The 11,773-nt window shown below is 71.3% G+C and carries 12 protein-coding genes; 4 read left to right on the plus strand and 8 right to left on the minus strand.

What is annotated here, in order from left to right; translation table 11 throughout:
* Positions 1–420 precede the first annotated feature (420 nt).
* The 4 genes from IEJ02_RS29485 to IEJ02_RS29500 all read left to right on the plus strand — a co-directional run bounded on the left by IEJ02_RS29485 (position 421) and on the right by IEJ02_RS29500 (position 4,525).
* Positions 421–699, plus strand: coding sequence for a glutaredoxin family protein (locus tag IEJ02_RS29485; protein WP_137978965.1), 279 nt, complete (start codon positions 421–423; stop codon positions 697–699).
* A 116-nt stretch (positions 700–815) separates the two neighbouring features.
* Entirely contained in the window at positions 816–1,739 is a 924-nt protein-coding gene (locus IEJ02_RS29490) for an HAD family hydrolase (protein ID WP_137978964.1), read from the plus strand.
* A 517-nt stretch (positions 1,740–2,256) separates the two neighbouring features.
* Entirely contained in the window at positions 2,257–3,063 is an 807-nt protein-coding gene (locus tag IEJ02_RS29495; RefSeq protein WP_191067603.1) for an ECF subfamily RNA polymerase sigma factor, BldN family, read from the plus strand.
* Between the two features lie 217 nt (positions 3,064–3,280).
* Positions 3,281–4,525 carry a DUF5667 domain-containing protein gene (locus IEJ02_RS29500; RefSeq protein WP_191067604.1) on the plus strand — a complete coding sequence of 415 codons (1,245 nt, stop codon included), beginning with the start codon at positions 3,281–3,283 and terminating at the stop codon, positions 4,523–4,525.
* A 293-nt stretch (positions 4,526–4,818) separates the two neighbouring features.
* On the opposite strand, the gene IEJ02_RS29505 is transcribed toward IEJ02_RS29500, so the two are convergent.
* The 8 genes from IEJ02_RS29505 to IEJ02_RS29540 all read right to left on the minus strand — a co-directional run bounded on the left by IEJ02_RS29505 (position 4,819) and on the right by IEJ02_RS29540 (position 11,673).
* Positions 4,819–5,865 (minus strand): lysophospholipid acyltransferase family protein, encoded by a 1,047-nt coding sequence (locus tag IEJ02_RS29505; protein WP_191067605.1) that lies wholly within the window; start codon positions 5,863–5,865, stop codon positions 4,819–4,821.
* A gap of 15 nt (positions 5,866–5,880) precedes the next feature.
* Positions 5,881–6,924: an NAD-dependent epimerase/dehydratase family protein gene (locus tag IEJ02_RS29510; protein WP_191067606.1), complete on the minus strand. Its 1,044-nt coding sequence runs from the start codon at positions 6,922–6,924 to the stop codon at positions 5,881–5,883.
* A gap of 212 nt (positions 6,925–7,136) precedes the next feature.
* Positions 7,137–7,235: a 30S ribosomal protein bS22 gene (locus tag IEJ02_RS29515; protein WP_003948845.1), complete on the minus strand. Its 99-nt coding sequence runs from the start codon at positions 7,233–7,235 to the stop codon at positions 7,137–7,139.
* A 128-nt stretch (positions 7,236–7,363) separates the two neighbouring features.
* Positions 7,364–7,573: a helix-turn-helix domain-containing protein gene (locus IEJ02_RS29520; protein ID WP_135341538.1), complete on the minus strand. Its 210-nt coding sequence runs from the start codon at positions 7,571–7,573 to the stop codon at positions 7,364–7,366.
* A gap of 129 nt (positions 7,574–7,702) precedes the next feature.
* Positions 7,703–8,518: a phosphatase gene (locus tag IEJ02_RS29525; protein ID WP_191067607.1), complete on the minus strand. Its 816-nt coding sequence runs from the start codon at positions 8,516–8,518 to the stop codon at positions 7,703–7,705.
* Positions 8,519–8,621: 103 nt separating this feature from the next.
* The gene (locus IEJ02_RS29530; protein WP_191067608.1) at positions 8,622–9,794 is read right to left on the minus strand and encodes an acetoin utilization protein AcuC; all 1,173 of its coding nucleotides are present in this window, start codon (positions 9,792–9,794) and stop codon (positions 8,622–8,624) included.
* A complete protein-coding gene (locus IEJ02_RS29535; protein WP_191067609.1) occupies positions 9,763–10,992 on the minus strand; it encodes an MFS transporter in 1,230 nt (409 codons plus the stop codon). Before IEJ02_RS29535 ends, IEJ02_RS29530 begins: the two co-directional genes overlap by 32 nt.
* Before the next feature lie 24 nt (positions 10,993–11,016).
* Positions 11,017–11,673: an HAD family hydrolase gene (locus IEJ02_RS29540; protein ID WP_191067610.1), complete on the minus strand. Its 657-nt coding sequence runs from the start codon at positions 11,671–11,673 to the stop codon at positions 11,017–11,019.
* Between the last annotated feature and the right edge of the window lie 100 nt (positions 11,674–11,773).

The raw sequence follows: 11,773 nt of genomic DNA on the forward strand, positions 1-11,773 counted from the left end.
CTATCGAGCCAGCCGCGGAACCACTACCTGCGTCGCACCGTTCCCCGCGGGCACGCTCGCCCCGCTGGGCCGCCGACGGGAGCACAGGCCCTCACTCCTCACCTTTTACCCCCGGACAGCAACAAAACGCCCACGATCGTAATCGACCGAGAGCCCACTTACGAACCCGTCGGAACCAGCTTGGGCGCCATCACGCATCGGAGCGCCGGGGTCTTCCGGCTGGGGGCACCTCCCAGCGGTAGCTGGGGGCGAGCCGAAGGGGCGCGTCGCTGCCGAAAGGGAGAGCGCGCACAGGGAGCGAGGGCTCCGATCGATATGCGGCTCCGCCGCGTGGGCGACCGAGCACGGTCGACCGTCGACAGCGACTCGAGCGCCCCGGAGGCGAACCGAGCCCCGAAAAAGGGGGGCACACTTGTGGGCATGAGTCCGTTGCTGCGCCGCGCCCCGCGCAAGAAGCCCACCGAGCGCACGGTCACGCTGATCGGCAAGCCCGACTGCCATCTGTGCGAGGCCGCCGAGGCCGTGGTCGAGGAGGTCTGCGGCGAGCTGGGCACCCCCTGGGAGAAGAAGGACATCACCCAGGACGAGGAGCTGTACCGCGCCTACTGGGAGCAGATCCCGGTGGTGCTGATCGACGGCGAGCAGCACGACTTCTGGCGGGTGAACCCCCAGCGGCTGCGCGCCGCGCTCGGCGGCTGACCCCGGCCCCCGCACCGGGCCCGTTCCCCCTCGCGCGCCTCCCTTTCGCTCAACCTGAATCGGCCCGACACCCGGGCGTAAGCGGGATGCGCCGGAGCGCTGGCTATGCTCGCCCCATGGCCGCACTGGGATGGTTCACCCGACGTCGACGACCCGCCACCGAGCGGAGTGTCCTCGCCGGAGAGGCATCGGCCGAGGCCGCGCGCAAGTCATCGGCCGAACCCCCCGCACCGCAGCCCCCCGCCGAACCGGAGTTCCCCGTCGTCGGGGACGAGCGGGCCGCCGCCTTCTTCGACCTGGACAACACGGTCATGCAGGGCGCCGCGCTCTTCCACTTCGGCCGCGGCCTCTACAAGCGGCACTTCTTCCGCAAGCGCGAGCTCGCCCGCTTCGCCTGGCAGCAGACCTGGTTCCGGATGGCCGGGGTCGAGGACCCGGCGCACATGGAGGACGTGCGCAGCAGCGCCCTGTCCATCGTCAAGGGCCACCGGGTCTCCGAGCTGATGTCGATCGGCGAGGAGATCTACGACGAGTACATGGCCGACCGCATCTGGCCCGGCACCCGCGCCCTCGCCCAGGCCCATCTGGACGCCGGGCAGCGGGTCTGGCTGGTGACCGCCGCGCCGGTGGAGACCGCGACGATCATCGCCCGGCGGCTGGGGCTGACCGGGGCGCTGGGCACGGTGGCCGAATCGGTGGGCGGCATCTACACCGGCCGGCTGGTCGGCGAACCGCTGCACGGCCCGGCCAAGGCCGAGGCCGTACGGGCGCTGGCGACGGCCGAGGGGCTGGACCTGGCCCGCTGCGCGGCCTACAGCGACTCCGCGAACGACATCCCGATGCTGTCGATCGTGGGCCATCCGTACGCGGTGAATCCGGACACCCGGCTGCGCAGGCACGCCCGTGAGCAGGGCTGGCGGCTGCGCGACTACCGCACCGGACGTAAAGCGGCCAAGATCGGCATCCCGGCGGCGGCCGGGGTGGGCGCGGTGGCGGGCGGCACGGCGGCCGCCGTGGCCCTGCACCGCCGGCGCCGCTGACCACCGGCGGCCGGGGCCCGTTCCGGCCCCCGGCGTCACCCCCGACCCCCTCCCTGACCTCCCGCTGAGCCCTTTCCGGAGTGCCCCGTTCGGGCGGCGCTGACCGCCTGCGCACGACCGTGACCGAGGACGGTCAAGGCTGACCGCCGATCGCGCTCCGTGACGACGCGCTCATCGATACACAGCGTGACCAACCGAACGCGCCCGCCCTGTTTCGGTCATTCCGCGCTTCCTACCCCACAGCGCCCCCGCCAGTCCCCTTACCGCCGCTTTGTCACAACACGCCACACAATCGCACAACCCACGAACGGTTCCGATCAATTGGCGGTACACGTTCGATACTTGATGCGTCATCAATCCATAACAGAGCGAACGGAAACGATGATTTGAGCAACTGGGTGTAGTGCCGCCTGTACGAAGCGTTATTCTCCTTAGACGCAAACCGGTACCCACGCGTCCCTACGGCGGGTGACGGTCCCGTACTGCACGTGATGGAAGCTCTGCCTCTGGGAGTCCCGTGTACCCACACGTCGGGGTTGACGCCTCGGGCCTGGCTACGCTGCGCGCAACGGTCCTCGACTGTCTGCGCGGCTTCGTCCCCACCGCGTATGCCGTCCCCGCCCTCGCCACCCCCCAGCCCGTCAGCCAAGCCGTCGGCACGGTCGACCGCCCCGGCCGGGCCGACCCGTGCTACGCACTGGCGGACGGCGGCGCCGCGGTCGGCAGACGCTCCCGCGGCTCCACCCCCACCGCCCGGCGCCCCGGCGCCGACAGCGACAGCCGCCGCATGATGGACCTCGTCGAGCGCGCCCAGTCCGGGGAGGCCGAGGCGTTCGGCAGGCTCTACGACCAGTACGCCGACACGGTCTACCGCTACATCTACTACCGCGTGGGCGGCCGGGCCACGGCCGAGGACCTCACCAGCGAGACGTTCCTGCGCGCCCTGCGCCGCATCGGCACCTTCACCTGGCAGGGCCGCGACTTCGGCGCCTGGCTGGTGACCATCGCCCGCAACCTCGTCGCCGACCACTTCAAGTCCAGCCGCTTCCGGCTGGAGGTCACCACCGGCGAGATGCTGGACGCCAACGAGGTCGAGCGCAGCCCCGAGGACTCCGTCCTCGAATCGCTGTCCAACGCCGCCCTGCTGCAAGCGGTGCGAAAACTCAACCCGCAGCAGCAGGAGTGCGTGACGCTCCGCTTCCTCCAGGGCCTCTCGGTCGCCGAGACCGCCCGGGTCATGGGGAAGAACGAGGGCGCGATCAAAACGCTTCAGTACCGGGCCGTCCGCACCCTGGCCCGGCTCCTTCCGGACGACGCCCGCTGACCGCCCGTAGCCTCCCCGCCACGGTCCGTCCGCCCGTCGGGAGGGCCCTCGGGGAGGGCGTAACCCGGGTGCTGCGCCGCTCGTTGTGGGGGATGCAGGCGCCTTGTGGTCGTACCCTGCCCGTGATCCACTCACTCGATCGGGTGGACGCGCGCATGGCACGGAACCCTCGGGTGTCCTGGGGAGTCGACCGTCACGACGAGAGGAGGTGCCGCCTGTGATCGCGAACGTATCGGCACACCGGCGGGCGAACGCCTTCGCCAAGGCCCTGGAGGCCCTGGAGGCCCTGGAGAGCAACCACCGGGCCGCCCGGGACGAGACGCCGCAGCAACAGCCAGGTTCCCCATCGGCGGAGAGCGCCGAGCGGAGACGGCTGCTGGCCCTGGCGAGCGGGCTGGGCGAGCTGCCGGCGCCGACATTGGACCCGGAGGTCCGCGCCACCCAGCGGGCGCAGCTGCTCGCCGCCATGGAGGCGGCCTTCGCCGAGGGGGCGCCGCGCGTGCCCGAGCAGCGCCGCCGCCCCAGTGGCGCCCACCGGGCCAAACCCCCGGTGGCAAGATTCCGCCCCCGTTCCCGCTGGTCCAAGGGGCTCGCGGCCGGGGGGCTCACGGTCGGCGTGGCGGCGGGGGCGTTCGGCGGCGTCGCCGCGGCCAGCTCGAACGCGCTGCCGGGCGACACCCTCTACGGGTTCAAGCGCGGTATGGAAGACCTCAAGCTGGAGATGGCGGACGGCGACGCCGACCGGGGCCGGATCTATCTGGACCAGGCGTCCACCCGGATGAGCGAGGCGCGCCGGCTGATGGAGCGGGCCCGCACCGGCGATCTGGACCATGACTCGCTGGGCGAGATCCGCCGGGTCCTGGCCGGGATGCGCCATGACGCCTCCGAGGGCCACCGGCTGCTGCACCAGGTCTATGAGCGCGACGGCTCGCTCGGCCCGATCCAGCAGCTGTCCACCTTCTCCCAGGCCCACCGCGACGGCTGGAGCCGGCTGCGCGAGCAGCTGCCGGTCCAGCTCATGGACGTCGGCGACGAGGTGAGCTCGGTCTTCGACGCCATAGACCAAGAGGTCGGTCCGCTGCGGGCGTTGCTGCCCACGAAGAAGGAGCAGCAGGCCCAGTCCGGCCCGCAGACCGGCCATGCGCCGCAGCGCGCGGGCGGGACGGACCCGGACGACCGCCCGGCGTCCGCCTCGGCCACCCCGAGCGGCAGCCGCACCGACGAGAGGACGGCACCCCGCCCGCACCCGTCGTCCTCGGCGAGCGCCCACAGCCAGAGCGGCGGGCTGGTGGGCGGGGCCGGCGATCTGCTGGACCCACCGCTCGGCGGCGGATCGAGCCCCAGCCCGTCCACGGGCAAGGGCGACCCGGGCAGCAAGCCGTCCCAGCCGGACATCACCATCCCCCCGCTCCTCCCGGACCTGCTGCCGGGCCTGAGCATCGACGGCGACGACACGAGGTGAAGATGGCCTGTGGGGTGGTGTGCGGCGCACACCACCCCACAGGCACCAAGCCGTCCCACCCCGGCCGGGCAACCCTCAGAAAAACACCGACCGCCGCTGCACCAGCAACTTGACCCCTCCCCCGGCCACCCTCGCATGACTCGGCCCTGGCGNCACCAGCAACTTGACCCCTCCCCCGGCCACCCTCGCATGACTCGGCCCTGGCGGGCCTCCCCAGCTTCGGCCGGCTGCGCCGGACTCCGTCCGTCGGACTGGACAGCCGCGCCGCCCTCCCCACCCCGACCGGGCAACCCTCAGAAAAACACCGACCGCCGCTGGACGAGCAACTTGTACAGCGTGTGCTGGATCGTTTCTCGTACCTGGTCGGTCAGGTTGAACATCAGCATCGGGTCGTCCGCCGCCTCCGGCGGATGCCCGTCGGTGGGGATGGGCTCGCCGAACTGGATGGTCCACTTCGTCGGCAGCGGCACCGCGCCCAGCGGCCCGAGCAGCGGGAAGGTGGGCGTGATCGGGAAGTACGGAATGCCGAGCAGCCGGGCCAGGGTCTTCGCGTTCCCCACCATCGGGTAGATCTCCTCCGCGCCCACGATCGAGCACGGCACGATCGGCGCCCCCGCGCGCAGCGCCGTCGAGACGAAGCCGCCCCGCCCGAAGCGCTGGAGCTTGTACCGCTCCGAGAACGGCTTGCCGATCCCCTTGAAGCCCTCCGGCATCACCCCGACCACCTCGCCGCGCTCCAGCAGCAGCTGGGCGTCCTCGGCGCAGGCGAGGGTGTGCCCGGCCTTGCGGGCCAGTTCGTTGATGACCGGCAGCACGAAGACCAGGTCGGCCGCGAGCAGCCGCAGATGGCGCTTGGCCGGGTGGTTGTCGTGCACGGCGACCTGGAGCATCAGCCCGTCCAGCGGCAGCACCCCGGAGTGGTTGGCGACGACGAGCGCGCCGCCGCTGTCGGGGATGTTCTCGATCCCCTTCACCTCGACCCGGAAGTACTTGTCGGACAGCGGGCGGAGCAGGGACATCAGCACCTGCTCGGTCAGGTCCTGGTCGTAGCCGAAGTCGTCGACCTCGTAGTCCCCGGTGATCCGGCGGCGCAGAAAGCTCAGCCCGTGGGCCAGCTTGCGCTCCCAGTCACCGCTGCCGGGGGCGGGCTTGGGCGGGTCGGGCGGCAGGGGCGGCACGGCCGCGGCCGCCGTCTGGGGGCGCTGCTCCAGCGCCTCGTCGCGCTGCTGCGGTACGGGCTTGAGCGAGCCCTGGGAGCGGCCGCCGCGGCCCAGCCGGGGGACCTTCCTCCGGGACGACCGGGGTTCCTCACCGAACGGAATGACCTTGGCGTCCGCCATGGTGGTTGCGCTCCTTTAAGGCTGGGCGCCGGCGGGCAGCAGCGCGGCGAGCCGGTCGATGGTACGGGCGAGGGTCTCGGGCGGGAGCAGCCCGGGGCCGCGGCTGTGCGCGTAGTCCGCGAGGGCACCGGCGGTGGTGTGCTCGGGTTCGAATCCCAGGGTCTCGCGCATCTGGGTGGTGACCACGACCCGGCCGTGGGTGAGCAGCCGGATCTGCTCGGGCGAGAAGTCGGTGATGCCGAGGGACCGCAGCGCGGTGCGGGCCCAGCGCAGGGTGGGCAGCAGCAGCGGCAGGGTCGGGCGGCCGAGCCGCCGGGCGGCCTGGGAGAGCAGCAGCACCCCGTCTCCGGCGATGTTGAACGTGCCGCTGTTGAGCGTGGACCGGCGTGGCTCGGAGGCCGCGATCCGCAGCACCTCGATGGCGTCCTTCTCGTGGACGAACTGGAGCCGCGGGTCGTAGCCGATGACGGTGGGCAGCACGGGCAGCGCGAAGTACTCGGCGAGCGGGGAGTCCGCGCAGGGCCCCAGGATGTTGGCGAAGCGCAGCACGCACACCGCGACATCGGGGCGGCGCCGGGCGAAACCGCGGACATATCCCTCGACCTCGACGGTGTCCTTGGCGAATCCGCCGCTGGGCAGCGATTTGGGCGGGGTGGTCTCGCTGAAGACGGCGGGGTCGCGGGGCGCGGAGCCGTACACATTGGTGCTGGACTTCACCACCAGCCGCTGCACCGACGGGGCCTTCTGGCAGGCGCCGAGCAGCTGCATGGTGCCGATGACATTGGTCTCCTTGACCGAGGCGCGATTGCCGCGCGCGCCCAGCGGAGTGCCGTTGATATCCATGTGGACGACGGTGTGGACGCCGTATTCGGCGAGCAGTTTCCCGATCGTGGGATGACGGATATCGGCCCGGACGAAGTCGGCGCCGCCGAGGTGGTGTTCGGGTGGCACGGCGTCCACGCCGATCACCCGCTCCACATCGGGTTCGCGCTGTATGCGCCGGACGAAACGGCCTCCCAGCCGGCGAGCGACTCCGGTGACGAGCACGACCTTTCCCAAGATCAGCGCCTTCCTTCCCGCCCTCGTCCGAGCTGGGCTGTGCCGAACACCGTAACCGCTCGATCTTGCGCTGTGATGACCACTCGCCGCGCGGTGCGCCGTTTTAAGCCGGGGCCAAAGGGGCGAACGTGGCTTCAGGCCGGTGCCACCCACGCACCGCAGCCCTCCCACCGGCGGTGGAAGGGCTGCGGGACGAACACAGCGTCGCTTGCTTACTTCTTGTTGCGACGCTGGACGCGCGTGCGCTTGAGCAGCTTGCGGTGCTTCTTCTTGGCCATCCGCTTGCGCCGCTTCTTGATAACAGAGCCCACGACTACCCTCGCTCACTTCGATTCACTCGGTGCGGGGCGTCCGAGCCCACACGACCTACATCGGGCCAGCCTACCCGGCGCCGAGCGAACCACGTAATCCGAGGGTCCTCCCCGGGCCCGGAAACGGCCTAGGCGGACTCCACCCCCACATACGATTCGCGGAGGTATTCATGAACCGCTTGCTCTGGGACCCGGAAAGACCTGCCCACCCGGATCGCCGGCAGATGACCACTGTGCACCAAGCGGTACACGGTCATCTTGGACACTCGCATCACCGCGGCGACTTCCGCCACGGTCAGAAACTGAACCTCGTTCAGAGGCCGTTCGCCAGCAGCCATGACAACACCTGAACCTTCCGCACATGTCGGGCACCGGCTTCCCCTCCGGTGACTCCTGGTCGCATGCGCGCTCCACCCCAGATTAGGGGCGGGTGATGCAAGTGGGGAAGAGGAGTAGCGATCGGACGCCTACTGTGACAGACACGCTCGATTGAGTACATAGCGAGTAATCGGCCGGTAGTAACCAGACCGCACACCGTCATCAAGCGGAACGGCGACGGACACCCGCCCCTCGGCCTCCCCGACGAACAGCGCGGGGTCGTCCGTGTCACCGGGACCGATGGCCTCAAAGCCCAGCTGACCTGCCCCGCAGACCCATCCGTGGTCCCCGATGACGAGCCCCGGCAGGGGCCCGCCGGACTCCGCGGCATGACCGAGGGCGACCCGAACCGGGAGCGGCGAATGGCAGTGGGCGCCCGGCTCACTCCGGGTCGGGCGAGCGCCGGGTGCCCGCACCATCGCGACGCCTCGTACGTAGGCGAGCCGGTGGGTACGTACGCCGAACCGCGTCGTTATGTCGATACATCTACCCTGCGCGGGAGTGAGGACACGGCAGCCCGCCGCCGAGAGCGCCGACGCCAACGCGGCGTAGAAGCCGAGGAGACGGTGGGGATGGCCGGTGCCGAGGAGCACCGGGAGCCGGTCCCGGGCGGCAGCGCGCAGCCGGTCCGCGAAGGCGTCCAGCGCGGCGATCGTCAGCTCCGGATCGATCACATCCGGCCCCGAAACATTGGCCGGGTCGACCGAAACCCCGCATTTCTCGCCCATCAGGCCGAGCAATTCCATAAAGGACCAGTCGTATTCGGGCTCCAACCCGAGCAGCACCCGGGGGTCCCGGGCCGCGAAGAGCCGATAGCGGCGCAGGCTCTCCTCCCGGCTCGTGGCCACGGGTCCGGCGAGCCGCGCCGCCAGCAGATGCGCGCGCAGCGCCGCGGTACTCAACACACCACCGATGCTGGCGGACCCGCCCCCTCGGCCGCCCGGATACGCGGGCAGACCCCACGGTTGGCGTAACGGCCGCTTGACCGCGATCGGTGTACGGGGCGTGCTACGGCAGCAGCCCGTGGTGCGGGAAGACCGCCCGGCGCGTCGCCAGGATCGCCTGGTCCAGCCGGTCCGCGGGGTCGTACCCGGCCTCGTGGAAGTCCTGCCAGTCCGGCTCCCGCCCGTCCGTCATCCGCCGCGGCGCGTCCATCCGGGTCCGCCGGTACACCTCCTGCCGCCACTCCTCCGGCACCGGCGTGGTGGCCTCCACCGGCCGCCCCGCCGCGATCGCGACCAGATGCGTCCAGGACCGCGGCACCACGTCCACCACCGCGTAGCCGCCGCCCCCGAGCGCGATCCAGCGCCCGTCCGCGTGCTCGTGCGCCAGCCGGTGACAGCTCTCCGCGACCGCCCGCTGCGCGTCGACGGTCACCGCCAAGTGGGCCAGCGGATCCTCGACATGGGTGTCCGCGCCGTGCTGGGTCACCAGCACCTGCGGGCGGAACGCCGCCAGCAGCTCCGGCACCACCGCGTGGAAGGCCCGCAGCCAGCCCGCGTCCGAAGTCCCGGCCGGCAGCGCCAGATTGACCGCCGAGCCCTCGGCGCCCTCCCCGCCCGCCTCCTCCGGCCAGCCGGTCTGCGGGAACAGCGTCCGGGGATGCTCGTGCAGCGAGACCGTCAGCACCCGCGGATCGTCCCAGAAGGCCGCCTGCACCCCGTCCCCGTGGTGGACGTCCACATCCACGTACGCGACCCGCTCCGCCCCCAGCTCCAGCAGCCGCGCGATCGCCAGCGCCGCGTCGTTGTAGATGCAGAACCCGGACGCGCCCCGGGGCATGGCGTGGTGCAGCCCGCCCGCGAAGTTCACCGCGTGCAGCGCCTCCCCGCGCCATACGTCCTCGGCCGCGCCCACCGACTGCCCGGCGATCAGCGCGGACGCCTCGTGCATCCCCGCGAAGGCCGGATCGTCGATCGTCCCGAGGCCGTAGGAGCCGTCCGCCGCCTCCGGGGCGGCCGAGGCGCGCCGTACCGCCTCGATGTACTCCTGCCCGTGGACCAGGCGCAGCGTCGACTCCCCGGCCGGCTTGGCGGCCACCACCCGGACCGACCGGTCCAGCCCGAACGCCTGCACCAACCGCATGGTCAGCGCCAACCGCACCGGGTCCATCGGATGCCCGGCGCCGAAGTCGTATCCGGTTACTTCCTCATCCCACATCAACTGTGCGCGGCCGCTCATGCCCGTCACCGTATCCGGCTGGTAGAGGGCTGAACGACCTCGCGTACCGGATCGTCATCAGCACGAGCGCCATCGGCACCAGCATCGCCGCACGATAGTTCCACGCCCCGCCCAGCGCGCCGACGAGCGGGGAGCCGATGAGGAAGCCCACGTAGTTGAAGATGTTGAGGCGTGCGACGGCGGCGTCGGACGCCCCGGGGAAGAGCCGCCCCGCCGCCGCGAAGGTCTGCGGCACCAGCACGCACAACCCCAGCCCCAGCAGCGTGAACCCGGCCATCCCCACCCAGGCCCCGGGCGCCGCCGCGACCACCGCGAAGCCGCCGCCCGCGAGCAGCGCCCCGGCCCGGACCACGGCGACCGCGCCGAAGCGCCGCACCCCGAGGTCGCCGAAGGAGCGGCCGAGGAGCGTGGTGACCATATAGACGTTGTACGGGACCGTGGCCAGCTGCTCGGAGCTGTGCAGCACGTCCTCCAGGTACTTGGCGCTCCAGTTGGAGACGGTGGAGTCGCCGATGTAGGCGAAGGCCATGACGAGACAGAGCGGCAGCAGCGCCCGCATGCTCACGGTGGCCCCGTCCCGCACCACTCCGGTCGGCTCGGCCGCCACTTCGGCCGGCTCGGTGCCCTGGTGGTCGACGTACCAGCGGCCGGCGATCAGCGCGGCGGGCACCAGAACGGCCACCAGCGGCGCGTAGAGCGTGGGCAGCGGCAGGTCCCAGTGCGCCCCCGCCCAGGCGAGCGAGGCCCCGGCGATCCCGCCCAGGCTGTACGCGCCGTGGAAGCCGAGCATGATGCTGCGCCCGTACGCGCGCTGGAGGCTCACCCCGAGCATGTTCATCGACGCGTCGAGCGCCCCGACGGTCAGCCCGAACACCGCGAGCGCCACGGCGAGCTGCCACACCGCCGTCCCCGATCCGGCGGACTGCAGGGCGAGCGAGACGATGGGCTGCACCGCGCGGAGGACCAGCCCCGGGCGCACCCGCTTGACGAGATGCTCGGTGCCGACGCTGCCCACCCCGGCGAGGATCGGCACGGCGGCCAGGAAGAGGGGCAGCAGCCCATCGGATATCCCGTACCGGTCCTGGAGCGCGGGTATCCGCGTCACCAACAGAGCGAAGATCGCGCCCTGGACGAAGAAGCTGATGGCCAATGAGGCCCGACCTTGCCGGAGCCGGGGGCTCGGGCGCGAATCCGTCATGGCCGTGGAGCGTACGGCCCCGGGCTACTTGTGGGTAGAGGTGAGCAGTCCTCGCAGTTCGGCCATCCGCACGAAGAGGCCCCGGGCCGCCGAGAGTTTGGCGGCGGGTGTCATGGCCGTGTAGCCGTACACATCCATCCCGGCGGCCAGGGCGGCCTGGACCCCGAGCGGGCTGTCCTCGACGACGGCACAGCGCTCGGGCGCGACGCCCATGCGCTCGGCCGCGTGCAGGAACAGATCCGGGGCGGGCTTGCCCCGGCCCACGTCCTCGGAGCTGAAGATGTGGTCCTCGCCGAAGAGGTCGTACAGCCCGGTCGTACGGAGGGCGACGCGGATGCGCTCATGGCTGCCGGAGGAGGCGACGCAGTACGGAACGCCGTCGGCCCGCAGCTTCTCCAGAACCTCGGCCACACCGGCCACCGGCCGCAGCTCGCGGCGGAAGGCGTCGAAGACCCGGCCGTGGAAGGTGGCGTCGAAGTCCGGCGGAAGCCGTCTGCCCGAGCGCTCGAGGACCAGGTCGTGGATGCGATGCATGGCGGAGCCCATGTAGTCGCGTATGGAGTCCTCGTAGCTGGTGGGGTGTCCCAACTCCGTGAGGTAGGCGGCGAGAAGCCGGTTGGAGATGGGCTCGCTGTCGACGAGCACTCCGTCGTTGTCGAAGATGACCAGGTCATAGCGCATGCGGTCAGCCTACAAACAGACATGAGAAAAGCCCGGTTGAGAGCTGTGGCTCCCAACCGGGCTTTTCGTAAAATTTGTTCGGCGGCGTCCTACTCTCCCA

This window comes from Streptomyces sp. 5-10 (assembly GCF_014712245.1).
In the GTDB taxonomy this organism is placed as follows: domain Bacteria; phylum Actinomycetota; class Actinomycetes; order Streptomycetales; family Streptomycetaceae; genus Streptomyces; species Streptomyces violaceusniger.

Coding starts and splice junctions, on each gene's coding strand:
- IEJ02_RS29485 (WP_137978965.1), top strand. CDS start 421: ATGAGTCCGTTGCTGCGCCGCGCCCCGCGCAAGAAGCCCACCGAGCGC.
- IEJ02_RS29490 (WP_137978964.1), top strand. CDS start 816: ATGGCCGCACTGGGATGGTTCACCCGACGTCGACGACCCGCCACCGAG.
- IEJ02_RS29505 (WP_191067605.1), bottom strand. CDS start 5,865: ATGGCGGACGCCAAGGTCATTCCGTTCGGTGAGGAACCCCGGTCGTCC.
- IEJ02_RS29520 (WP_135341538.1), bottom strand. CDS start 7,573: ATGGCTGCTGGCGAACGGCCTCTGAACGAGGTTCAGTTTCTGACCGTG.
- IEJ02_RS29530 (WP_191067608.1), bottom strand. CDS start 9,794: ATGAGCGGCCGCGCACAGTTGATGTGGGATGAGGAAGTAACCGGATAC.
- IEJ02_RS29535 (WP_191067609.1), bottom strand. CDS start 10,992: ATGACGGATTCGCGCCCGAGCCCCCGGCTCCGGCAAGGTCGGGCCTCA.
- IEJ02_RS29540 (WP_191067610.1), bottom strand. CDS start 11,673: ATGCGCTATGACCTGGTCATCTTCGACAACGACGGAGTGCTCGTCGAC.